The 22798-nt window shown below is 76.5% G+C and carries 23 protein-coding genes and 3 tRNA genes; 14 read left to right on the top strand and 12 right to left on the bottom strand.

From position 1 onward, the window contains the following. Positions 1–44 precede the first annotated feature (44 nt). From GJV82_RS04090 to GJV82_RS04055, 8 genes are read left to right on the top strand one after another with little or no spacing between them, the layout of a single operon-like run. Positions 45–1049 carry an ABC transporter ATP-binding protein gene (locus GJV82_RS04090; protein ID WP_155098351.1) on the top strand — a complete coding sequence of 335 codons (1005 nt, stop codon included), beginning with the start codon at positions 45–47 and terminating at the stop codon, positions 1047–1049. After that, the gene (locus GJV82_RS04085) at positions 1046–1906 is read left to right on the top strand and encodes an ABC transporter permease (RefSeq protein WP_115942058.1); all 861 of its coding nucleotides are present in this window, start codon (positions 1046–1048) and stop codon (positions 1904–1906) included. The genes GJV82_RS04090 and GJV82_RS04085 overlap by 4 nt, the downstream gene beginning before the upstream one ends. Further along, complete coding sequence (locus GJV82_RS20640; protein ID WP_081772305.1) at positions 1893–3191, top strand: sensor histidine kinase; 1299 nt, start codon at positions 1893–1895, stop codon at positions 3189–3191. Before GJV82_RS04085 ends, GJV82_RS20640 begins: the two co-directional genes overlap by 14 nt. Then, the gene (locus GJV82_RS04075; protein ID WP_155098349.1) at positions 3188–3847 is read left to right on the top strand and encodes a response regulator; all 660 of its coding nucleotides are present in this window, start codon (positions 3188–3190) and stop codon (positions 3845–3847) included. Before GJV82_RS20640 ends, GJV82_RS04075 begins: the two co-directional genes overlap by 4 nt. Before the next feature lie 46 nt (positions 3848–3893). Continuing rightward, on the top strand, positions 3894–4913 hold the full coding sequence (locus tag GJV82_RS04070) for an adenosine deaminase (protein ID WP_115942057.1): 1020 nt from the start codon (positions 3894–3896) through the stop codon (positions 4911–4913). A 46-nt stretch (positions 4914–4959) separates the two neighbouring features. Next, the gene (locus GJV82_RS04065) at positions 4960–5295 is read left to right on the top strand and encodes a hypothetical protein (protein WP_155098348.1); all 336 of its coding nucleotides are present in this window, start codon (positions 4960–4962) and stop codon (positions 5293–5295) included. Further along, positions 5292–6923: a sensor histidine kinase gene (locus GJV82_RS04060; protein WP_196217183.1), complete on the top strand. Its 1632-nt coding sequence runs from the start codon at positions 5292–5294 to the stop codon at positions 6921–6923. The genes GJV82_RS04065 and GJV82_RS04060 overlap by 4 nt, the downstream gene beginning before the upstream one ends. After that, positions 6920–7585: a response regulator transcription factor gene (locus tag GJV82_RS04055; RefSeq protein WP_024840287.1), complete on the top strand. Its 666-nt coding sequence runs from the start codon at positions 6920–6922 to the stop codon at positions 7583–7585. Before GJV82_RS04060 ends, GJV82_RS04055 begins: the two co-directional genes overlap by 4 nt. Positions 7586–7723: 138 nt before the next feature. On the opposite strand, the gene GJV82_RS04050 is transcribed toward GJV82_RS04055, so the two are convergent. Next, positions 7724–8140, bottom strand: a complete 417-nt coding sequence (locus tag GJV82_RS04050; protein WP_155098347.1) for a hypothetical protein — start codon at positions 8138–8140, stop codon at positions 7724–7726. A gap of 64 nt (positions 8141–8204) precedes the next feature. Further along, entirely contained in the window at positions 8205–9524 is a 1320-nt protein-coding gene (locus GJV82_RS04045; protein WP_196217182.1) for a phosphotransferase family protein, read from the bottom strand. 124 nt (positions 9525–9648) lie between these two features. Here GJV82_RS04045 and GJV82_RS04040 point away from each other — a divergent pair, with 124 nt between their 5' ends. The 3 genes from GJV82_RS04040 to GJV82_RS04030 all read left to right on the top strand — a co-directional run bounded on the left by GJV82_RS04040 (position 9649) and on the right by GJV82_RS04030 (position 12213). Beyond that, positions 9649–10629: a hypothetical protein gene (locus tag GJV82_RS04040; RefSeq protein WP_155098345.1), complete on the top strand. Its 981-nt coding sequence runs from the start codon at positions 9649–9651 to the stop codon at positions 10627–10629. Then, positions 10616–11014, top strand: coding sequence for a GntR family transcriptional regulator (locus GJV82_RS04035; protein ID WP_034604119.1), 399 nt, complete (start codon positions 10616–10618; stop codon positions 11012–11014). The genes GJV82_RS04040 and GJV82_RS04035 overlap by 14 nt, the downstream gene beginning before the upstream one ends. A gap of 224 nt (positions 11015–11238) precedes the next feature. Continuing rightward, positions 11239–12213 carry a L,D-transpeptidase family protein gene (locus GJV82_RS04030; RefSeq protein WP_024840283.1) on the top strand — a complete coding sequence of 325 codons (975 nt, stop codon included), beginning with the start codon at positions 11239–11241 and terminating at the stop codon, positions 12211–12213. 19 nt (positions 12214–12232) lie between these two features. On the opposite strand, the gene GJV82_RS04025 is transcribed toward GJV82_RS04030, so the two are convergent. The 3 genes from GJV82_RS04025 to GJV82_RS04015 form a co-directional block, all read right to left on the bottom strand. After that, on the bottom strand, positions 12233–13441 hold the full coding sequence (locus tag GJV82_RS04025) for a UDP-N-acetylmuramate dehydrogenase (RefSeq protein ID WP_034604116.1): 1209 nt from the start codon (positions 13439–13441) through the stop codon (positions 12233–12235). A gap of 95 nt (positions 13442–13536) precedes the next feature. Next, complete coding sequence (locus GJV82_RS04020; RefSeq protein ID WP_155098344.1) at positions 13537–14853, bottom strand: MFS transporter; 1317 nt, start codon at positions 14851–14853, stop codon at positions 13537–13539. After that, entirely contained in the window at positions 14850–16286 is a 1437-nt protein-coding gene (locus tag GJV82_RS04015; protein WP_318657255.1) for an MFS transporter, read from the bottom strand. The genes GJV82_RS04020 and GJV82_RS04015 overlap by 4 nt, the downstream gene beginning before the upstream one ends. A 192-nt stretch (positions 16287–16478) precedes the next feature. Between GJV82_RS04015 and GJV82_RS04010 the strand changes: the two genes are divergently transcribed. Continuing rightward, the gene (locus GJV82_RS04010; RefSeq protein WP_115942051.1) at positions 16479–17618 is read left to right on the top strand and encodes a LacI family DNA-binding transcriptional regulator; all 1140 of its coding nucleotides are present in this window, start codon (positions 16479–16481) and stop codon (positions 17616–17618) included. Between the two features lie 9 nt (positions 17619–17627). Here GJV82_RS04010 and GJV82_RS04005 read toward each other — a convergent pair whose 3' ends face one another. The 7 genes from GJV82_RS04005 to GJV82_RS03975 form a co-directional block, all read right to left on the bottom strand. After that, complete coding sequence (locus GJV82_RS04005) at positions 17628–19151, bottom strand: Tat pathway signal sequence domain protein (RefSeq protein WP_155098343.1); 1524 nt, start codon at positions 19149–19151, stop codon at positions 17628–17630. Between the two features lie 206 nt (positions 19152–19357). Further along, the gene (locus GJV82_RS04000) at positions 19358–19792 is read right to left on the bottom strand and encodes a MaoC family dehydratase (protein WP_155098342.1); all 435 of its coding nucleotides are present in this window, start codon (positions 19790–19792) and stop codon (positions 19358–19360) included. Continuing rightward, positions 19789–20250 (bottom strand): FAS1-like dehydratase domain-containing protein, encoded by a 462-nt coding sequence (locus GJV82_RS03995; protein ID WP_024840276.1) that lies wholly within the window; start codon positions 20248–20250, stop codon positions 19789–19791. The genes GJV82_RS04000 and GJV82_RS03995 overlap by 4 nt, the downstream gene beginning before the upstream one ends. Before the next feature lie 28 nt (positions 20251–20278). Continuing rightward, positions 20279–20449, bottom strand: coding sequence for a 50S ribosomal protein L33 (rpmG, locus tag GJV82_RS19875; RefSeq protein ID WP_021482899.1), 171 nt, complete (start codon positions 20447–20449; stop codon positions 20279–20281). A gap of 86 nt (positions 20450–20535) precedes the next feature. Continuing rightward, a tRNA-Met gene (locus tag GJV82_RS03985) sits at positions 20536–20612 on the bottom strand. 62 nt (positions 20613–20674) lie between these two features. Further along, positions 20675–20747: transfer RNA gene (locus GJV82_RS03980), tRNA-Thr, on the bottom strand. Positions 20748–20946: 199 nt separating this feature from the next. Then, positions 20947–21028, bottom strand: a tRNA-Tyr gene (locus GJV82_RS03975). Positions 21029–21213: 185 nt separating this feature from the next. On the opposite strand from GJV82_RS03975, the gene rarD reads away from it, so the two are divergent. Both rarD and GJV82_RS03965 read left to right on the top strand, forming a co-directional pair. Next, positions 21214–22239, top strand: coding sequence for an EamA family transporter RarD (rarD, locus tag GJV82_RS03970; RefSeq protein WP_404812918.1), 1026 nt, complete (start codon positions 21214–21216; stop codon positions 22237–22239). A gap of 57 nt (positions 22240–22296) precedes the next feature. Next, positions 22297–22791: a YajQ family cyclic di-GMP-binding protein gene (locus GJV82_RS03965; protein ID WP_115942046.1), complete on the top strand. Its 495-nt coding sequence runs from the start codon at positions 22297–22299 to the stop codon at positions 22789–22791. Positions 22792–22798: the final 7 nt, after the last annotated feature.

The following is a 22798-nucleotide window of genomic DNA, read 5'->3' as shown; positions in this document are numbered from 1 at the left end:
AACGGCCGTCGCGGGCGCCGGGCGCGCCGCGGGACGCTGGTCGCATGACGACGACACACCCTTCCCCCGGCTCCGGCGGCACCGGTCCCGGGCCCGGCGGACCGGCCGTGGACGTGCGCGGCCTGCGCAAGAGCTACGGCGCCAAGCGCGCCGTGGACGGCATCGACCTGCGGGTCGAGCGCGGCGAGATCTTCGCGGTCCTCGGCCCGAACGGCGCCGGCAAGACGACGACCGTCGAGATCCTCGAGGGGTTCCGCCACCGCGACGCGGGCGAGGTCCGCGTGCTCGGCGAGGACCCGCAGACCGCCGGGCGCGCCTGGCGCTCGCGCCTCGGCGTCGTGCTGCAGGACTCGCGCGACCAGGCCGAGCTCACGGTCGCCGAGCTCGTGCGGCACTTCGCGACGTTCTACCCGCGCCCGCGCGACCCCGACGAGGTGATCGACGCCGTCGGGCTGCGCGAGAAGGCCCGCACGCGCACGCGCCAGCTCTCCGGCGGTCAGCGCCGCCGGCTCGACGTCGCGCTCGGCATCGTCGGTCGACCCGAGCTGCTGTTCCTCGACGAGCCGACGACGGGCTTCGACCCGCAGGCGCGCCGCTCGTTCTGGGCCCTCGTGCGGTCGCTGCGCGAGGACGGCACGACGATCCTCCTGACGACCCACTACCTCGACGAGGCGGCGCACCTCGCGGACCGCGCCGCCGTCGTGCGCGCGGGCCGGGTCGTCGCGCTCGACGCGCCCGACCGGCTCGGCGGGCCCGCCGCGCGGCGCCCCGTCGTGCGGTGGCTCGACGGCGGGGTGCGGCGCTCGGAGCGCACCGACTCCCCCACGGCGCTGGTCGCGTCGCTCGCCGCGCGCCTCGCCGGACCCGACGGCGAGGTCCCGGGGCTCGAGGTCGCGCGCCCGACCCTCGAGGACGTCTACCTCGAGCTCATCGGCGAGCCGGCCGCGGGTGCCGGCCCGGCCCCCGCCGCGCCGACGCGCCCCGCGCCCACCGACGCCCGCACGCCCGACGGCCCGCGCGCCGTCGTCCCCGAGGAGGCCCGACCGTGACCGCAGCCCCGACCGTCCGTGCCCCGCGCGCGGCCGCCCTGCCCGGGACCGGCCGCCTCGGCGTCGAGCGCACGCGCGCCGAGCTGCGCGCGTTCTTCCGCGAGCGCGACGCCGTGATCTTCATCTTCACGTACCCGCTCATCATGCTCGCGATCTTCGCGACGGTGTTCGACGGCCAGGACCAGGGCACGGGCGACTACTCCGTGCCGTTCGCGCAGTACTTCCTGCCCGGCATGATCGCGACGGGCGTCATGCTCACGAGCTTCCAGTCGCTCGCGATCTCGATCGCCGTCGAGCGCGACGACGGCAGCCTCAAGCGGCTGCGCGCGACGCCCCTGCCGGCGGCGGCGTACTTCTACGGCAAGGTCGGCCTCGTGCTCGCGACGTCGGTCGTGCAGACGGCGCTCCTGCTCGCGCTCGCGGCCGTCGTCTACGACGTGCCGATGCCGTGGGACATGCCGGACGCCGCGGGACGCCTCGCGACCTTCGCGTGGGTGTTCGTGCTCGGGTGCGCCGCGGGCGCGGTGTGCGGCGTCGCGTTCTCGTCGCTGCCCCGCTCGGGCAGGTCCGCGACGGCGGTCATCACGCCGGTCGTGCTCGTCCTGCAGTTCATCTCCGGGGTGTTCTTCGCCTTCTTCGCGCTGCCGACGTGGATGCAGACCGTCGCGTCGGTGTTCCCCCTCAAGTGGATGGCGCAGGGCATGCGCTCGGTGTTCCTCCCGGAGCAGGCCGCGGCGCTGGAGCCGTCGGGGTCGTGGCAGCACGGCGCGACCGCTGCTGTACTGGTCGCATGGCTGGTCGTGGGACTCGTGGTCGGTGCGCGCACGTTCCGGTGGCGGCGCCGTGACGACGGCTGAGACGCCTCCCGGCGGCGGCCCGGGCGCCGAGGCCGCCGCCGAGCTCGACGGGACGTGGGCGCGCGACGTGCGCTGGTGGGACGTCGCGTTCTACGTCATCGCGGCGCTCAGCGCGCTCGCGCTGCTCACCGCGGGGATCCGGGGCACGGCGCTCGCCGTGTCCGTCGCCGCGATCGTGGCGATCGTCGTGGGCTACGTCGGCTGGGGCCGGCGCGCGGCGCGCTCGCGCGACCAGGTGACGGCGCACGCCTACCTGCTCGTCGCGATCGCGGGCACGGTCGTGGTCGTGGGCCAGGACTCGCTCGGCACGCTCCTGCTGTTCGCGGTGTTCACGCAGATCTGGATGCTGTCGGAGCACCTGTGGGCGCAGGTGGCGCTGTGCACCGCGCTCGCCGCGGGGACGGCCCTCGCGCTCGCGTTCGACCCGGCGACGGGTCGGGTCGAGGCGGGCGACCTCGCGAGCACGGCGCCGCAGATGGGCGTCGCGCTCGCGTTCGCGCTGAGCCTCGGCCTGTGGACCGCGCACACGATGCGCCAGGCCGAGCGGCACGCCCGGCTCGTGGACGAGCTGCGCGCGACGCAGGCCGAGCTCGCCCGGACGTCGCACGACGCGGGGGTCCTGGCCGAGCGCGAGCGCGTGGCGCAGGAGATCCACGACACGCTCGCCCAGGGGTTCACGAGCGTCGTCATGCTCGCGCAGGCCGCGAGCGCCGACCTCGACCGCGGCGCCGTCGACGACGCGCGCGAGCGCCTGGGGCTCGTGGAGTCGACGGCGCGGGACAACCTCGCGGAGGCGCGCGCGCTCGTCGCCGCGTCGGCGCCCGCGCCCCTGCAGGACGGGACGCTCGGCCAGGCGCTGCGCCGCCTCGTGGCGCGCTTCGCGGAGGAGACGGGCACGCGCGCGGAGCTCGCGGGGGTCGAGGTGCCCGCGCTGTCGAGCGCGGAGGAGGTCGTGCTGCTGCGCTCGGCGCAGGAGGCGCTGACGAACGTGCGGCGGCACGCGGCGGCGCGCGCGGTGCGCGTGGCGCTGCGCCAGGACGAGGACGGGACGGTGCTCGAGGTGACGGACGACGGGCGCGGGCTGCCGGACGGCGTCGTCGAGGGGTACGGCCTGCGCGGCATGCGCGAGCGCGCGGCGGCCGAGGGCGGGAGCATGCACGTGGGTCCGGCGCCGGGCGGCGGCACGCGCGTCGTGGTGCGGCTGCCGGCCCGCGAGCGGGGGCCGCTCGGCCCGGCGGCGACCGCGCCGAGCGCCGCCCCGTCGCCGACGGGAGGGTCACGATGAGCCGGGACGGCGCCGTGGTGCGGGTGCTCGTCGTGGACGACCACCCCGTCGTGCGGTCCGGCATCGTCGGCATGCTCGCCGCCGAGCCGGACCTCGAGGTCGTCGGGGAGGCGGGCGACGGCGAGCAGGCGGTGCGGCTCGCGGCCGAGGTGGCGCCCGACGTCGTGCTCATGGACCTGCGGATGCCCGTCCTGGACGGGGTGGGCGCGACGACGGCGATCCTCGCGAGCCCCGGCCGGGGCGCCGCGGGCGGGACCGCGCCGCGCGTGGTGGTGCTCACGACGTACGAGACGGACGCGGACATCCTGCGCGCGGTCGAGGCGGGCGCGACGGGCTACCTGCTCAAGGACACGCCGCGTGACGAGCTCGTCGCAGGGGTCCGCGCGGCCGCGCGCGGCCAGACGGTGCTCGCGCCGAGCGTCGCGACGCGCCTCGTGACCTCGGTCCGGGGCACGGACCGCCTCACGGACCGCGAGGTCGAGGTGCTGCGCCTCGTGGCGCGCGGCCTGTCGAACGCGGCGGTGGGGCGCGAGCTGTTCATCACGGAGGCGACGGTCAAGACGCACCTGCTGCGCGCGTTCGCGAAGCTGGGCGTCGACGACCGCACGGCCGCCGTGACGGTCGCGATGCAGCGGGGCTTCCTGCCCGCCGTGTGACGCGCGCCGACGGCGGGCGTCGCGTCCGCGTGACACACTCCCCGGTGTGCGAGACCTGGCGACGCTCCCGAAGGCCCACCTGCACCTGCACTTCACCGGCTCGATGCGCCCGGACACGCTGCGCGACCTCGCCGCGCAGTACGACGTGCGCCTCCCGCACGCGCTCGTCGACGGCGACCCGCTGCGGCTGCCCCCCACCGAACGGGGGTGGTTCCGGTTCCAGCGCCTGTACGACGCGGCGCGCGCGTGCGTGCGCTCGGAGGCGGACATGCGGCGGATCGTGCTGGAGGCCGCGCAGGACGACGCCGCGGAGGGGTCGGGCCGGCTCGAGATCCAGGTGGACCCGACGTCGTACGCCCCGTTCGTGGGCGGCATCACCCCGGCTGTGGAGATCGTGCTCGACGCCGCGCGGTCCGCGAGCGCCGCGACGGGGACGGAGGTCGCGGTCGTCGTCGCGGCGTCCCGCACGCGCCACCCGCTCGACGCGCGCACGCTCGCGCGGCTCGCGGCGCAGTACGCGGGCGAGGGCGCCGGGGAGGTCGTGGGTTTCGGCCTGAGCAACGACGAGCGGCGGGGCGACACGGCGGAGTTCGCGCGCGCGTTCGCGATCGCGCGCCGGGCGGGGCTCGCGTCGGTGCCGCACGGCGGGGAGCTGCTGGGCCCGGGGCACGTGCACGACGTCGTGCGCGAGCTCGTGCCGGACCGGCTCGGCCACGGCGTGCGGTCGGCCGAGGACCGCCGCGTGCTCGACGACCTCGTGGACCGCGGGATCGCGCTCGAGGTGTGCCCGGCGTCGAACGTCTCGCTCGGGGTGTACGAGGACGCGACGCAGGTACCGCTCGGCGCGCTCGTGGACGCGGGGGCGCGCGTCGCGCTCGGCGCCGACGACCCCTTGCTCTTCGGGTCGCGGCTCGTCGCGCAGTACGAGACCGCGCGCGACGAGCACGGCTTCTCCGACGAGGAGCTCGCCGCGCTCGCGCGGTCGTCGATCCGGGCGAGCCGCGCGTCGGCGGCGACGAAGCAGCGGCTGCTGGCCGGTGTCGACGACTGGCTCGCGGCGCCCTGACCGGCTCTCTCATGTGCGTCTCATCCGCCTCTCGGATACTGGACGCATGACTCGCCGGACCGTCGCGTGGATCGTGGGCGTGCTCGTGCTCGTCCTGGGCGGCGCGGCCGCGGCGGCTGCCGTCGCGACGCGGCCCGACGACCGCGAGGTCGGGGGCGCCGTCGTCGTGACGCCCGTGCCGGCGTCGCCGTCGCCCACGCGGACGCCGGTCCCCGACCCGACACCGAGCACGTCGCCCGACGACGACGCGGACCACGACGATGACGACGACGCGGACGACGATGACGACGACCGCGTGACCCCCGTCCCGCCGTCGAGCGACGACGACGATCACGACGAGGACGACGACGACCGCAGCGGCTCCGACCGGGGCGACGGATGAGCCGGCGGACGCGCGGCGCCGGGCTCACCGTCCGCACGCGCATGCTCGCGGCGTTCCTCGGGCTGTCCGCCCTCGCGCTCCTGCTCGCGGGCGGCGCGGCGTGGTTCCTGCAGCGCGAGCAGGTCGACGCCCGCATCGAGGACAGCCTCGAGCGCAGCGCCGAGGAGCTCGCGACGCTCGCCGCGTCGGGCGTCAACCCGGTGACGGGCGAGCCCTTCACGTCGCCGGAGGACGTCGTCGTCGCGGCGATCCAGCTCACCGTCCCGGCGCACAACGAGGGCATCCTCGGGCTGCGCGAGGGCCGCGCCCCGCTCGTCTCGCAGCAGGACGTGCGGCTGCGGCTCGAGGACGACGCCGAGCTCGTCGCCGCGCTCGCCCCGCTCGTGGGCGGCGACGACGTCGTGCTGCGCTCGCCGCGCACGGCGACGGGCGACTACCGCGCCCTCGTGGCGCCCGTGCGGTCCGTCGACGCCGTGGGCGCCGCGGGCGCCGGTCAGGAGCCCGCGGCGCTCGTGCTCGCCTACGACCGCGGCGCCGAGCACGCGGAGTTCGCCCAGGTCTTCCGGACGTACGCGGTCGTCGCGCTCGGCGCGCTCGTGCTCATCGGCGTCGTCGGGTGGGTCGTCGCGGGCCGCCTCCTGCAGCCGATCCGCGCGCTGTCGCGCACCGCGCAGCGCATCGGCGACACGGACCTGTCCGCGCGCATCCCCGTCACGGGCAACGACGACCTCTCCGACCTCTCGCGCACCGTCAACGGGATGCTCGACCGCCTCGAGGGGGCGTTCGAGTCGCAGCGCAGGCTCCTCGACGACGTCGGGCACGAGCTGCGCACGCCGCTCACCGTGGTCCGCGGCCACCTCGAGCTCATGGACCCGCACGACGCCGCGGACGCGTCCGAGACGCGCGACCTCGCGCTCGACGAGCTCGACCGCATGAACCGCCTCGTGGACGACCTCGCGACGCTCGCGACGGCGGGGCGCCCCGACTTCGTCCGACCCCTCGACGTCGACCTCGGCCGCCTGCTCGACGACGTGCACGACAAGGTGCGCACGCTCGGCGACCGCCGCTGGCTCGTCGACGCGCGGGCCGACGTCGCCGCGCGCGTCGACGCGCAGCGCCTCACCCAGGCGCTCCTGCAGCTCGCGGCCAACGCGGTGAAGTTCTCGGCTCCCGGGTCGGTCGTCGCGCTCGGCTCGGCCGTGTCGGACGACGGCGCGCACGTGCGCGTATGGGTCCGCGACGAGGGCGTCGGGATCGCGCCGGACGAGCACTCGCGCATCTTCGAGCGCTTCGCCCAGGCGACGACGCCCGGCCGGGCCCACCCCGAGGGCGCGGGCCTCGGGCTCGCGATCGTCGCGGCCATCGCGGCGGGCCACGGCGGCCGGGTCCTCGTCGCGTCGACGCCGGGCGTCGGGTCGACGTTCACGCTCGACCTGCCGCTCGTCCCGGTGCCGGCGGACGAGGGCCCCGGCCCGGCCGCCGCGGCGCCTCCCGGCCCGGTCGCGCCGACCGCCCCGACGGTGCCGAGCGCCCCGTCCGCCCCCACCCCGGCACTGCCCGGTGACGGGCCCGGGCAGCGCCCCGACGACTCCCCGCACCCCGCCCCCGACGGAAGGACCACCCGGTGAGCCAGATCCTCGTCGCGGAGGACGAGACCCGCATCGCGGCGTTCGTGGCCAAGGGCCTGCGCGCCGCGGGCTACGCGAGCACGACGGTGACGACCGGGCGCGAGGCGTTCGACCTCGCGAGCACGGGCGACTTCGCCCTCCTCGTGCTCGACCTCGGGCTCCCCGACCAGGACGGCTTCACGGTGCTGCGCCGCCTGCGCGAGACCGGCAACGCGATCCCCGTCATCATCCTCACCGCGCGCACGTCCGTCACGGACACCGTCGCGGGGCTCGAGGGCGGCGCCGACGACTACATGGCCAAGCCGTTCCGGTTCGAGGAGCTCCTCGCGCGCATCCGGCTGCGCCTGCGCAGCGAGCCCGCGGGCGAGGTCACCGTGCTGTCCCACGGGGGCCTCAGCCTCGACCTGCGCACGCGCCGGGCACGGACCGCCGACCGCGAGGTGGACCTGTCCGCGCGCGAGTTCGCGCTCGCCGAGGCGTTCCTGCGCAACCCCGGTCAGGTGCTCAGCCGCGAGCAGCTCCTGTCGCGCGTGTGGGGCTACGACTTCGACCCCGGGTCCAACGTGGTCGACGTGTACGTGCGCTACCTGCGCAACAAGCTCGGCGCGGAGCACTTCGTCACCGTGCGCGGCATGGGCTACCGGCTCGCCGACGCCCGCTGACCCGGGGTCCGCCCGCCGCACCCGCTCCCCGCCCCCGACGCGGCGACCCCGTGCGCGAGCGGCCCCGCGGCCCCCGGGCGCGACGACGCCCGCCCCGGGATCCCGGGGCGGGCGTCGTCGTGCGGGCGGCCGGTCGCGTCAGTCCGCGGACTGCGGCGACGGCGGCGTCACGGGGCTCGGCGGCGTGTTCGGCGTGTTCGGGGTGTTCGGCGTGTTCGGCGTGTTCGGCGTCGGCGCCGTGTTCGCCGTCTGGCTCGTCACGGGCGAGCCGGACGTGTTCGGCGAGCCGGAGGTGTTCGGCGACGGCGACGTGTTCGCGGTGACGGTCGTGATCGACGTCCCGTTCTGCACGTCCGTCGGGCTCGGGGTCGCGGACGACGTCGGCGCGTCGGTCGGCGAGCTCGTGGACGTGCTCCCCGGCGTGCCCACCTCGACCGACGGCGAGACGGTCGCGGGCTCGGGGGCGTCGAACACACCCTGGGCGGTGGCCACCGTGGCCCCGAGACCGACCGCGCCGAGCGCCCCGGTGACGATCCACGCGCTGCGTGCCTTCATGATCCTTCTCCTTCGTCCGGTGGTGGGCACGACCCCTCGGTCGTGCACGGCTCGAGCCTCTCGCTCACGCGTGAGACCTCGAGGAGGAGCCGATGAGAGTGCTCTCAGGAAGCGGCGCGGACGCGAGGGCGGGTGCGCCCGCCGCGTCGAGCAGCGCCTCCGCGACGCCGAGCCAGGCGTCGGCGAGGTCGCGGGTGGCCGCGCCGGTCGTCAGGGACAACACGACGCCCGCCGCGCGCGCCCGAAGCCCCGCGGGGTCGACGTCCTCCCCGAACACCACGAGGCACCGCTCGACGAGCGCGGGCACGCCCGCGTACACGTCGGGGGCGAGCGCGGGCAGCACGGCGAGGTGCGCGACGAGGCACGCGAGGTCGTCCACGCGGTGCCCGGGGCCGAGGGTGTCGACGTCGAGCAGGACCCCGACGTGGGACGAGCCGGGCTCGAGCAGGAGGTTCGCCTCGTAGAAGTCGCCGTGCGTCGCGACGACGGGGCCGGGGTCGAGCGCGTCGACCGCCGCGCGGACGCCGCGCGCCACGCGCCCGACGCGCGCGCCGTCGAGGCCGTGGACCGCGAGCGCCGAGGCCGCGTAGTGCTCGACGCGCTCGGACCACGCGGGGCGGCGCCGCAGGGTCGTCGCGCGCGCCGGGAGCGCGTCGAGCGCGCGGACGAGCTCGCGCGGGTCGATCGCGGTGGGCTGGCCGGTCGGCCCCGCGTCCGTGAGGTGCTGCGCGAGCGAGGTGCCGCGCGCCTCGGCGAGGACGACCACGCCGTCGTCGTCCCACGCGAGGCAGCGCGGGGCGCGCACCGCGGTGGTGCGCAGGAGGTCGTGGCGGCGGACGAGCGAGCGGGTGCGGTCGGGCCGGACGACCTTGACGTACACGGTGCGCGCCGCGGTGCGCGCGCGCAGCACCGCGCGCCGCAGCGGCCGGTAGGCGACCATCTCGACGGCGTCGACGGTCTCGCCCGGCGCGAGAGCGCCCGCGGCGTCGAGCCGGCGCGTGAGCTCGTGCCCGTCGCAGGCCGCCGCGAGGCCGGGCAGCAGCGGGTCGGCCGGGTGCCGCCACACGTGCACGACGCGTGGGCCGTCCGCGAGGCGGACGACCCCGGGCCCGGCGGCGTCGGGCGACAGGGGCGCCGTCGTCGCGAGGAGGTACTCGGAGGCGTCGACGGACGCGCCGGAGCGGGGGGCGAGCGCGCGGCGCGCGACGACGTCGTAGCCGACCGTCACCTCCGCGCCCGGGCGTGCGTGGACCTGGTGGACGCGCCACGTGTCGAGGCTCGCGCCGTCGGCGCCGAGCGCCACGGCGAGGAGCTCGCCCGCCTCCGGGGCGGTGAGCAGGTCGAGCCAGGCGCGCTGGTCGGGCGCGGGAGCGGCGAGCGTCATGGGGCCAGGCAACCCCGTCCGGGTGGGCCGACGGTGAGACCGCGATGAGAGCTCTCTCATCCGCGATCCCGGCGCGGGCAGCACGGCCTTGCGCGGGCGACCCCACGCGTGCGAATGTATTCATATGTTGGTACAAACGACGACCGAGCAACCGCCCGCGGTCGACCTGTTCCTGCCCGCCGCGTACGACGTGCTGTGGAGCGGCGCGGTGGTCGCCGCGCTCGCGACGCTCGCGCTCGTCGTCGTGCTCGCAGTCCGGGCCGTGGCGCGCTCGTCCGGGCCGACGCTCGCCGACGTCGCCGGGGCTGACCCGGTCCGCCGGGCCGCGCGGCGGCACGCGACCACGGTGAGCGTCGCCGCGGTCGCCGCGGCCGTCCTCGCGGGCGCGGCGCTCACGCAGGCGGTCACGGACGTCGTGGGCGGGCTCGCGGAGGGCGTGCTCGTGGGCCTGGCCCCCGCCGTCGTCGGACTGGCGCTCCTCGGCGCGCACGCCGTCGGGGAGCTCACGTGGCCCCGCCCCCGCACCGCCGTGCGCGCGGCCACGCTGCGCCCGCGGACGGCCGCCGACGTCGCACCCCGCGGTCTGCGGCGCCTCACGTGGTCGCTCGCGGCGCTCGTCGTGCTGCTCGCCGTCGTCGGCGGGCTCACGGCCGGCGCCGACGGCCGGTCGGTGACGCGCGTCGCGGGTGACGTGACCTCCACGGCCGGCCCCTACCCGGGCTGGTTCTACGGCACGTGGCTCGCGCTCGCCGCGGTGCTGCTCGTCGCGGGCGCCGAGGGCGTGCTACGCCTCGTCGCGCGACGCCCCGCCGTCGCGCAGGTCGACGCCGCCTGGGACATGGGCCTGCGCCGCGCGTCCGCGCACCGGGTCCTGCGCGGCACGCAGCTCGCGCTCGGCCTCACGGCCGCCGGGACGCTCGGCGTCGGCGCGAACGCCGCGGCGCGCGCGGGCTACCCCGGTGCCGTGGTCCTCGTCGTCGTCGCGGTCGTGCTCGCCGTGGCGGCCGTCGCGGTCGTCGTCCGCCCCGCGCCGGACCCGGACGCGTCGGCCGGGGAGGCCGGTGCCGCGCCCGACGCGGCGGGAGGCGGCCGTGCCGTCGCCTGAGCTCCGCGTCGAGATCGACCTGCGCTCCGGGGTCGCGCCGTACGAGCAGATCCGGAGCCAGGTCGTCGCGCACGTCGCCGCGGGGCGGCTGCGCGTGGGCGACCGGCTCCCGACGATCCGCGCCCTCGCGACCGACCTCGGCCTCGCGCCCGGGACCGTCGCGCGCGCGTACCGCGAGCTCGAGGCGTCCGGCGTCGTCACGAGCCGCCGCCGCGCAGGCACCGTCGTCGCCGACGGCGTCTCCCCCGCGGACGTCGCCGCACGCCACGCCGCGCACGAGGTCGTCCGCGCCGGACGCGAGGCGGGTCTGGCGGACGAGGCGATCCTCGACGTCGTGCGCGCGGCCCTGCTCGACGCGCCCCCGGACGACCCGGGCCGGCGCTGAGCCGCACCGCGGGAGGCCCCGGACCGGTGCCGAGCCGCGCACCCGACGCCGCGCGAGAGGACGGCACGGATGACGAGTGCGCGCGCGACGAGGGCACGAAGCCGCCCGTGCGTCACGACAGGGTCACGATCCGCCGCCGATCGCGGAACCGCACCGTCCCGGGGCCCGGCACGGCGCATGATGGACCTCCGCGGCGCGTACCGCGGGACACGGAGGGGGAGAACGTGGAGCACGGAGCGACGACCGGCACGTCGGGGACCCGGGTCGAGGCGGCGCGGTTGCCGCGCCGGGGAGGGCGCAACCCTGGAGTCCTCGCGCGCGCCGTCGTGCCCGCGCTCGTCGCAGCGCTCGCGCTCGCCGGGTGCCAGGCCGGGCTGCCCGACCTCGAGCCCGGGCGGACGCCGTCAGCGACCGCCGACGCGCCCACGACGCCGGACCCGGAGCCGACGACCACCGGGCCGAGCGCCGAGCCGACCACCGAGCCCGAGCCCTCCCCCGCCGAGACCGAGACGCCCGAGCCCACGCCGGACCCCGAGCCGAGCACACCGCCGCCCGCGCCCGAGCCGACGCCCGATCCCCCGCCGGCCCCGGAGGAGCCCGCGGAGCTCGCCCGGGGCGCGACGGGCGAGCGCGTCGTCGCGCTCCAGCAGCGCCTCGCCGACCTCGGCTACTTCATCGGCGCGCCCGACGGCGACTTCGGCCCGGGGACGCAGCAGGCCGTGTGGGCGCTGCAGAAGGCCGCCGGCCTCTCGCGCGACGGCGTCGTCGGCCCGGCGACGCAGGCCGCGCTCGACCAGGGCGTCACGCCGCAGCCGCGCAGCGGCTCCGGCAAGGTCGTCGAGATCGACCTCGACCGCCAGCTCCTCCTCGCCGTCGAGGACGGCCGCGTCGTCACGGTCGTCAACGCGTCGTCCGGGAACGGCGAGTCGTACGAGGCGAAGGGCCGCACCTACCGCGCGACCACGCCGCGCGGCACGTTCCACGTGGGCCGGCAGGTCGACGGCAACCACTCCTCGAGCCTCGAGCTCGGCGACATGTGGCGCCCGAAGTTCTTCACGGGCGGCATCGCCGTGCACGGCTCCGGCTCGATCCCGCCGTGGCCCGCGTCGCACGGGTGCGTGCGCGTGGCGAACTCCGCGATGAACTGGCTCTGGGACTCCTGGCACGCCGACCCGGGCACCACGGTCCTCGTCTACTGACCGCGACCCGCCGGGGGCGTCAGAGGGAGACGCCGACGAGCACCGGCTCGGGGACGAGCTCCACGCCGAACGTCTCCGCGACGCCGTCGCGCACCGCGCGCGCGAGCTCGACGAGGTCCTCCGCGCTCGCGCCGCCGCGGTTCGTCAGCGCGAGCGTGTGCTTCGTGGACAGGCGGGCGGGGCTCGCGGGCCCGTGCACGCCGAAGCCGCGGGCGAACCCGGCGCGCTCGATGAGCCACGCCGCCGACGTCTTCACGAGCGTCGGGTCGATCTCCCCGAGGCTCGGCCCGGTCGTCCGGCTCGGCGTCGCCGTCCGCACCGGGTAGCGCGGCGCGTCCGCCGGGAGGAGGTCCGCCTGGTCGGCGGGCACGACCGGGTTGGTGAAGAACGACCCGGCGCTCCAGCGGTCGTGGTCCGGGCCGGTGGTCCCGTCGCCGTCCGCCGTCGCGACGTCCGGCCCGACGCCGTCGAGCAGCATGCCCTTGCGCGCGCGCAGCGCGAGCACGGCGTCGCGCACGTCGGCGCTCGGGGCGCGGTCGCCCACCTGCACGCCGAGCGTCCGCGCGAGCTCGGGGTACGCGACCGGCGCGGAGAGCGACCCGAGCCGCGCCTGGAAGCCGACGTCGAGCACGACGTACCGGGGCGTCGGGTACCAGGGGCCGCCCGTCTCGCCGTCCCCGCCGCTCTCCCCCGCCGCGTGCATGCTCCGCTTGAGCAGCGACGTCCGGTACCCGAACGCGAGCTCGCCGACCGCGAGGGTCCGCACGCGCGAGCGCGCCCGGTCCCACACGCGCACGGTCGACACGACGCCCGACACCTCCTGCCCGTACGCGCCGATGTTCTGCACGGGCGCGGCGCCGACGGTCCCGGGGATGCCGGAGAGCGCCTCGACGCCCACCCACTCCTCCGCGACGGCGCGCGCCACGAGCTCGTCCCAGTCCTGCCCGGCGGGCGCGTGGAAGCTCGCGCCGCCGCACGAGTCCTCCGCGTCGACGGTGATGCCGCGCCGCAGGTCGCGCACGACGACCCCGCCGAACCCGGCGTCGCCGACGAGCAGGTTCGACCCGCCGCCGATGACGAGCAGCGGCTCCCCCGCGTCGTCCGCGGCGCGCACGGTCTCGACGAGCTCCGCCTCGCTGTGCGCCTCGACGTAGCGGTCGACGGGCCCGCCCACGCGCAGCGTCGTCAGCTCGGCGAGCGCGGGCGTGCCGACGGCCTCGGGGAGCAGTCCGGGAGCCGTCCCGGCGATCTCGGGGCGGTCGCGGTCGACGGGGGCGGCGGGTTCACAGGTCACCGACCCAGCGTAGTTCGCGCGCGGGCGCGTCAGCGGCCGGGGGTCTCCTGGGAGCTCCGCGCGGCCTGCCGGCCGGCCGACCCCGCGGCCGTCGGGAGCGGGCGCGTCGCGCCCACCACGAGCAGTCCGACGAGGACCGGCACCGCGATGACGAGCAGCGCGCCGCGGTAGCCGACGTGCTCGGCGAGGAAGCCGATGAGGGGCGGCCCCATGAAGAACGCCGAGTACCCGATCGTCGCGACGACGCTCACGCGCACCGCGGCGCGGGCCGGGTCGTCGGACGCGGCGCTCATCCCGACCGGGAACCCGAGCGCGGCCCCCAGGCCCCACGCGACGACGCCCAGCAGCGCGAGCCAGATGCTCGGCGCGAGCGTGAAGAGCAGGAGGCCCACGAGTGCGAGCGCGGCGGAGAGCCGCAGCACGACGACGCGGCCGTAGCGGTCGAGGAGCCCGGTGCCGAGCAGGCGCATGCCCGTCATCGCCGTGAGGAAGACGGCGAGCCCGACCGCGCCCATGGCGTCGGACGTCTCGAAGCCGTCCACGACGGCGAGGCTCACCCAGTCGTTCGCGGCGCCCTCGGTGAGCGCGGCGGCGAGCACGACGAGGCCGATGAGCAGGGTCCGCGGCTCGGTCCAGGCGCTCAGCGCGCCGCGCGCCTCCTGGCCCGCGGTGCGGGGCGCGCCGCTGCCGGCCGCGGCGGCCGGGTCGGCGCCCGCGGCGTCCTGCGCGGTCTCGACGGCCGCCTCGGGGGCGTCGTCGACCTTCCCGGCGGGGAGGAAGAACCGGACGGACCACAGGACGCCGACGAGGCTGAGCACGACGGCGCCCGTGAGGTGGGCCTGGACCGGGACGTGCAGCCCGGCCATGACGGCGCCGACGCCCGCGCCCGCCATCGTGCCGAAGGAGAAGCCGGCGTGGAAGCGCGGCATGATCGCCTTGCCGAGGCGCTGCTCGACGGCGGCCCCCTCGAGGTTCATCGCGGCGTCCCACACCCCGGTGCCGACGCCCGCGAGGAAGAGCCCGACGCGCACGACGAGGTCCTCGCCGGTCGCGACGCCGGTGACGGCGGTGACGAGGCCGACGACGTTCGCGACCGCGAACAGCGTCACGGCCTTCGAGGCGCCGAGGCGCTGCACGACCATGCCCGAGAGCGGGAGCGCGAGCAGCGACCCGACGGCCATGAAGAGCAGCAGCAGGCCCATCTGCGCCTCGGTGAACCCGAGCGAGTCGCGCACGGCGGGCAGGCGCGACGCCCAGGTCGCGAAGTTGAAGCCGTTGAGGAAGAAGACCGCGAACACGGCCCAGGTGGCCAGGGCGACGGCGCGGCGGTCGGTGCGGGCGGTCATGCGGAGGTCTCCTCGCGGCGGTGCGACGGGCGGGTTCGGGGGCGCCGTGCCGCGGCACGGTGGCGGGTGGCGGACGACCCGGCGCGGGCGGTCCGGGGCCGGCGCGGCCGGCGGGGGCGGGGCGCGTCGGTCACCGGACCATCCTCCACCCCGTCCGGCGTCACGTCCCCCGCGGTCGGGGCGGGGCGCGACGCCCCGGACGCGGGTGCCGCGGCGCGCAGCGGCGCGACCTGACGCGCGAGGACGACGCTGAGGAGCATCGCGCCGACGATGAGCACGAGCGCGTGGCGGGCGCCCACGGCCTCGGCGGCGAGCCCGAGCAGCGGGGGCGCGGCGAGCGAGGCCATCGAGGCGAACGCGGAGACGACGGACACGCGGCCGGCGGCGCGCAGGGGCTCGTCGGAGGCCGCGGCGATCCCGACGGGCACCGCGAGCGCCGCGCCGAACCCCCACAGCACGACGCCGACGCCCGCGAGCCCGAGGGTCGGCGCGAAGCCGAAGAGCAGGAGGCCGGCGATCGACGCGACGCCCGAGGCGCGCAGCACGGTGACGCGCCCGAAGCGGTCGATGAGCCGCGTGCCGGCGAGGCGCATGACGGTCATCGCGGCGACGAACGTGCCGAACACGACGGCTCCGACGGCCTCGGTCTGGGCGAACCCGTCGACGACGGCGAGCGACAGCCAGTCGTTCGCCGACCCCTCGGAGAGCGCGGCCGAGAGGATGACGAGGCCGATGAGCAGCGTGCGGGGCTCGCGCCACGCGGAGAGCGCGGCACCGAGGCGGGCGCCGCGGCGCGCGAGGCGCGACCGCAGGCCCGCGGTCTCGACGTCGACGACCGCGTCGCCGAGCGACTCGACCGGAGCGGGGGCGGTCGGCGCGGGGGTCCGGACCGGGAGCGTGTCGTGGACGGTCGCCGGGATCGCGGCGAGGCGCCACACCGTGGCGACGGCACCGGTCGCGACGAACTGGACGAGCACGGGCACGTGGGCGTGCGCGCACGCCGCGCCGACGAGGGACCCGACGACGGCGCCGACGGAGAACGCGGCGTGGAACTGGGGCAGGATCGTGCGGCCGACGCGGCGCTCGATGCCCGCGCTCTCCACGTTCATGGGCACGTTGCCGAGGGCGAACGCCATCCCGTTGACGAAGATGCCCGCCGCGAGGAGCGCGACCGACCCGGTCGCGGGCCCGAGGCCGAGCAGCAGGAACGCGACGCCGAACAGCAGCGCCGACACGGTGAACGCGACGCGGCCGCCGAAGCGCGCGACGAAGGGGCCGGCCGCCGTGACGGTGGCGAGGGCGCCGACGGCCCCGGCGAGGAGCACGACGCCGAGGTCCGCGGCGGTGAGGTCGAGCGCGTCGCGCACCGAGGGGATGCGCGCGAGCCAGCTCGACATCATCACGCCGTTGAGCGCGAACACGCCGAGGAGCACCCAGCGGGCCCTGGCCAGGGCGCGGGCGTCGTGCGAGGGGTCGGGCGAGGACTGCGCAGCACCTCCTCGAATCGATTCGATCCGACGGAGAAGAGAGCGCTTCGAATCGATTCGAGGCATGGTCACCAGTGTGCGGGTACGCTGGCCGCGCGTCAATCGAGAATCCCGCACGCGCGGGAGGCAGGGAGCGTGATGAGCGACACCCCCGGCAACCGGGAGCCCGGGACCGCCGCGTCCGGCCACCGCCCCACGCTCGCCAAGGTCGCCGAGCTCGCGGGCGTGTCCGTCTCGACCGCGTCGCTCGCGTTCTCCGGCGCCGGGCCCATCACGCCCGAGACCCGCGCGCGCGTGCTCGACGCCGCGAAGGAGCTCGGGTACACCGGACCCAACCCGCTCGGCCGCCAGCTGCGGTCGGGCCGCTCGGGCGTCGTCGGCGTCGTCGTGGGCGACCAGCTGCGCCGCGCGTTCCGCGACCCCGTCGCCGTCCAGGTCCTCGACGGTCTCGTCTCGACGCTCGGCGAGAACGGCCTGGGCGTGCTCCTCATCCCCGGCATCCCGTCCGACGACCCGGCGCGCGCCGTCGACCCGCTCGTCGAGAGCGCGGCGATGGACGTCGCCGTCCTCGTGTGGGGCGTCGGCACCGACGACGCGACGCTCGCCGCGCTGCAGCGGCGCGGCGTGCCCGTGGTCGTCGGCGAGGGCCGCGAGGTCGAGGGCGCGCCGCTCGTCGCCATCCGCGACCGGTCGGGCACGGCCGCCGTCGTGCGCCACCTCGTCGACCTCGGGCACACGCGCGTCGCCGAGGTCTCGCTCCCCCTCGACACCACCGACCGCAGCGGCCCGATCGACGCCGAGCGGCTCGCGCAGGTGGACCGGACGCCGACGGCCAACCGGCTCGCGGGCGTGCGCGACGTCGTCGAGCCCGTGGCGAGCTGGGAGACCGAGGCGTCGCTCGTCGAGCACGGCCGCTCCGCGACGCTCGCCCTGCTCGGGCGTCCCGGCGCGGACGGCGCGACCGTCGCGGCCGACCCGAGCACCCGGCCCACCGCCGTCATCGCGCACTCCGACCTCCTGGCCGCCGGAGCCCTGCTCGCCGCGCGCGAGCTCGGCCTGCGCGTGCCCGACGACGTCTCCGTGGCCGGGTTCGACGGGCTCGACCTGCCGTGGCTCGCCCCGGACGTGCTCACGACCGTCCACCAGCCGCTCGCGCGCAAGGGCGCCGAGCTCGGGCGGGCCGTCATCCGCCAGCTCGCCGGGGAGACCCCGACGACCGTCGAGCTCGACGTGGAGCTCGTGGTGGGGACGACGACCGGCCCCGCCCCCACCACCTGACGCCGCGCGTCAGCCGAGCCGGCCCGGCTGCAGCGGGTTCGCGCGCGCCGCCGCGAGCAGGTACCACGACGTCGCGCCGACGTGCTGGACCGGGAAGTACCCGAAGCCGAAGCCCGAGTCGAGGAGGCTCGACGCCGCCACGACGCCCGACCGCTCCGGGAGCGGCGCCCCGCCCATCGTCTGGCCCGCCCCGACGCGGTCCTGCACGAGCCGGACCTCCCGCAGCAGGCCCTCGGCCCGGTCGCGGTCGTCGTGCCGCTCGCAGCCTCGCCGGCCCCGGCGGCGGTCGTCACGGCTCCCGCGTCCGCGCGCCCCGCGGTCCGCGAGCGCCGACGCGAGCTGCGCCGTCCCCTCGAGCCACACGCCCTGCGGGTGCACCTGCCGGTCGTTGTACGTCGCCGTCGACGTCAGGCTCGCGCTCGAGAACGTCACGCCCTCCACGACGGTGCCCGCGGGGAGCTGCGAGAGCCCGTCCCCCGCGACGTCGCGCGTCGCGAGCGTGTCGTCCGCCCAGTCGAGCGCACGGGCGTGCCGGCGGTCGCGCAGCGCGAGCCACCCCCACGTCTGCGGGTCGAGCGGGAGCGGGTCCCGGTTGATCTCGACGCCGTCGTTCGTGCCCGTGTACCAGTAGCCGCCGTCGGGCTCCCACATGCGGTCGACGAACGCGCGCGCGTGCGCGGCGGCCTCGGTCCAGCGGCGCTCGCGCGTGGCCGCGCCGAGCTGCCGGAAGAACGCGACGCAGTCGATGTTGTGCTCGGTCGAGCCGTTGGGGACCGGGGCGTTCGCCCCGTCCACCCCGAACGAGAACCCGCCCAGGGGCTCGTGCGACCACGTGTTCGCGACGACCCACCCGGCGATCCGGCGGGCGGCGTCGAGGTAGCGCCGGTCGCGCGTGACGGCGTGCAGGTGCAGCAGGGCGATGCCCGGCCACGCCATGTCGCCCACCGCGGTGCCGAGGAACCCGAACTGCCACCCGACGTTCGCGGTGCCGTCCGGGAGCACGAGCCCGTGGTCCTGGGGCGTGCCGTCGTAGAAGACGTACGGCCCGACGTTGTACGCCTGGCGCAGCCGGCCGTCGTCGTGCTCGGGGTCGTGCTCGAGCGCGAACACGAGCCCGTCGCCGAGCGCGCGCGCCCGGTCGAGATAGCGGCGCCCGGCGGTGAGGCTCGCGAGGACCGCGAGCGCGTTGTCGTAGACGAAGGCGGTCGAGAACAGCCCGAGCTGGTCGGCGTACGACTGCGCGAGACGGGGGCCGGGGCCGACCTCCGGGTAGGCGTCGAGGGCTGCCCCGAGGAAGTCGTGGGCGCGCCCGACCGACCCGGCGCTCCCGCGGTCCGGTCCGCCACCGGGTCGCCCCGGCGCGGGCGGTGCGCCGCCCGGCCGCGCCGCGGCGGGCGTCGCGGTGAGCCCGGCGAGTGCGAGCGCGCCGCCCAGGGCGAGCACGGTGCGGCGGTCGATGCCCCGCGCGGGTGCGGGGCCGGGCTCCGGGGCGGGCGGGTCGAGGCGTGCGGGACGGTCGCCGTGCTGGGTCATGAGCGTCTCCTTCGACGTCGTGGCTGGCGCGCCCCACCCTAGTGGGAGCGCTCTCACGACGGAAGGGGGTCGCCGTCCGGAGGTGGGGGCCGGGCCGTCCGGGTGCGCGGCACGCGAGCGGCCGCCCGGGAACGACGAGGGCGCCGCACCCGGCCGGGTGCGGCGCCCTCGGGGCGTCGTGAGCGTGCCGCCGCGGCGGCACGGCGTCAGAGACGGACGACCGCCTGCGTCTTGCCGAGCACGCGGGCACCCTCGAACGTCACGGTGAGGTCGATGCGGACGGTGCCGGCGTCCGCATCCACGGCGCCCACGGCCCCCGTCACCTCGAGCGTCGCGACGCCGGGGTTCGGCACGGGCACGGGGCGCGTGAAGCGCGTCTGGTAGTCGACGACGGCGCCCGGGTCGCCGGCCCAGTCCTCGACGAGGGCCACCGCGGCGCCCATCGTGAACATGCCGTGGGCGATGACGCCGGGCAGGCCCACCTCGGCGGCGAACGCGTCGTTCCAGTGGATCGGGTTGAAGTCGCCGCTCGCGCCGGCGTACCGCACGAGGCGGGCGCGGTCGACCTCGACCGTGCGGGTGCCGATCACGTCACCGACCGACAGGTCGGCCAGGGCGGGGCGGGTGGCCTCGGTGCTCATGCGCCCTCCCCCCGGACCGCGAGGGTCGAGGTGACGGTCGAGACCGGCTCGGTGCCGCCGTCGGGCAGGAGCGCCGCGATCTCGCAGCGCGTGGTGACCATCGCGAGGCCGGCCCGCTCGACGATCGAGTCCACGTGCAGCACGGTCACGAGCTCGTCGCCCGCGACGATCGGCCGGTGGTGCGTGAAGCGCTCGTCCGCGTGGACGACGCGCGAGAAGTCGATGCCCGCCTCGGGGTCCTCGATCAGCTGGCTCTCCGCGCGCTGGGCGACGACGACGGCGAAGGTCGGCGGCGCGACCAGGTCCGGATAGCCCGCACCCCGCGCCGCCACGAGGTCGTGGTGCACGGGGTGGGAGGCGCCGACGGCGCCGGAGAACTCGCGCAGCTTCTCGCGTCCCACCGAGTACGGCGCGTTGGCGGGGTACTCGCGGCCGACGTAGGCCGGGTTGACGCTCACGGGCGTGCGCAGGTGCGGAGCCGGAGGCTCAGCGGGTCTCGCGGTGCGCGGTGTGCTTGCCGCAGCGCGGGCAGAACTTCGCGAGCTCCAGGCGGTCCGGGTCGTTGCGACGGTTCTTCTTCGTGATGTAGTTGCGCTCCTTGCAGTCCACGCAGGCCAGCGTGATCTTGGGGCGAACGTCAGCGCTCTTGCTTGCCACGGTAGTGAGCCACCTCTCGCGCCTCCGGAGGGCGCATGTGCTGTGCAGGTCGCACGACGCCGGCCGCCGTGCGAGGTTGTCGAAAGTGGTAGCGGAGGCGGGGATCGAACCCGCGACCTCACGATTATGAGTCGTGCGCTCTAACCATCTGAGCTACCCCGCCGCGTGACTGAACGCGAGGCCGTCTCGCCAGTATTCCAGCGAAACGACCCCGCGTCACCACAGAGCCCCGAAAGGGAATCGAACCCTTGACCTTCTCCTTACCATGGAGATGCTCTGCCGACTGAGCTATCGGGGCAGCGCGGAAAACTCTACACGGAACACGGCGCCGAACGAAATCGGCGTCGTTCCGCCGTTCCTGGGCTCCAGGACCCTGGGACGACGACCTCCCGGGAGACCCGCGCGGCGGCGTCCGGCAACCCGGGACCGGTCCGCGCGGCGGCGTGCCGGGAACGACGACGGGGCGTCACCCGATGGGTGACGCCCCGTCGCTCCGGTGGCAGGTGAGGGATTCGAACCCCCGAAGGCTGAGCCGTCTGATTTACAGTCAGATCCCTTTGGCCGCTCGGGCAACCTGCCATGTGGAGCTGCGCGCCCCGCCAGGACGACACGTCGTGCCGTCCTCGCTGTGCGAGCGCACTCACGATACAGCCCCGTCGCACCAGGTGCGAAATCCGCCCCTCGCGAGGCCCGGCACGGCCCTCCGCCGCGGCCGGCAGGAGGTGGCCCGCGACGGTGTCGGCGCCCGTCCGTACAGTGGTCCGGTGAGCCACCCCTCCCCCGCCCCGGGCCACCTCCCGGGCCCCGGGACGCCCGAGCCCGCGCCCACCGGCGCCACCGCTCCCCCGGCCGCCCCCGCGTCGTCCGGCGCCCGCACGGGCCCGGCCGCGCCGACCGACCGGTGGGGCCTCCTCCTCGGCGCCGGCGCGTTCTTCCTGTGGGGCGCCATGCCGCTCTACTTCCCGCTGCTCGAGCCCGCCGCCCCGGTCGAGATCATCGCGCACCGCGTCGTGTGGAGCCTCGTCTTCTGCCTCGTGCTCCTCGCCGCCACGCGCCAGCTCGGCGGGTACGTCGCGGCGCTGCGCACCCCTCGCACGCTCGGGGTGCTCGCCGTGGCCGCGGTCCTCATCGTCGTCAACTGGACGACGTACGTGTACGGCGTCCTCAGCGGGCACGTGCTCGACGCCGCGCTCGGGTACTTCATCAACCCGCTCGTCACCGTGCTGCTCGCCGTCGTGGTCCTGCGCGAGCGCCTGCGCCCCGCTCAGTGGGTCGCGGTGGGCGTCGGGGCGGCGGCGGTCGTCGTGCTCAGCACGGGGACGGGCGGCCTGCCCTGGGTCGCGCTCGTCCTCGCGTGCTCGTTCGGCCTCTACGGCCTCGTGAAGAACCGGGTGGGCCGCACGGTCGAGGCACTGCCCGGCCTCGCCGTCGAGACGACGGTGCTCACGCCCCTCGCGCTCGCGTACCTCGGGTGGCTCGCCGCGACGGGCGTCGGCACGTTCGGCGCCGAGGGCACGGGCCACGCGCTCCTGCTCGCGTCGGCGGGCGTCGTCACCGCCCTGCCGCTCCTGCTCTTCAGCGCCGCCGCGCGGCGGCTGCCCCTGAGCGTCGTCGGCCTGCTGCAGTACCTCGGCCCGGCGCTGCAGTTCGTGTTCGGCCTGCTCGTCTTCCACGAGCCCATGTCCGCCACGCGGTGGGCGGGCTTCGGCCTCGTGTGGCTCGCGCTCGTCGTGCTCTCGGTCGACGGCCTGCGCACGGCGCGCGCGACGCGCCTCGCGGCCCGGTCCTGAGCACGCTCGACTACGGTGGGTCCCAGCACCCGTACCCGGCCCGAGAGAGGACCACCCATGGCCGACTCGTCGTTCGACATCGTCAGCAAGGTCGACCGCCAGGAGGTCGACAACGCGCTCAACCAGGCCGCCAAGGAGGTCTCGCAGCGCTACGACTTCCGCAACGTCGGCGCGTCGATCGCGTGGAGCGGCGACAGCATCCTCATGGTCGCGAACTCGGCGGAGCGCGTGCTCGCGATCCTCGACGTGTTCGAGACCAAGCTCGTCAAGCGGGGCATCTCCCTCAAGGCGCTCGACACGGGCGACAAGGAGCCCAAGGCGTCGGGCAAGGAGTACCGGCTCGCGGCGACCCTCAAGGAGGGGCTGTCGAGCGAGAACGCGAAGAAGATCACCAAGATCATCCGCGACGAGGGCCCCAAGGCCGTGAAGACGCAGATCACGGGCGACGAGGTCCGGGTCACGAGCAAGTCGCGCGACGACCTGCAGGCCGTGATCGCGCTGCTCAAGGGCTCCGACCTCGACGTCGCGCTGCAGTTCACGAACTACCGGTAGCCCCGTG

This window comes from Cellulosimicrobium composti (genome assembly GCF_009711085.1).
Classification (GTDB): Bacteria; Actinomycetota; Actinomycetes; order Actinomycetales; family Cellulomonadaceae; genus Cellulosimicrobium; species Cellulosimicrobium composti.
This window is presented reverse-complemented; position numbering and strand designations above follow the sequence as displayed.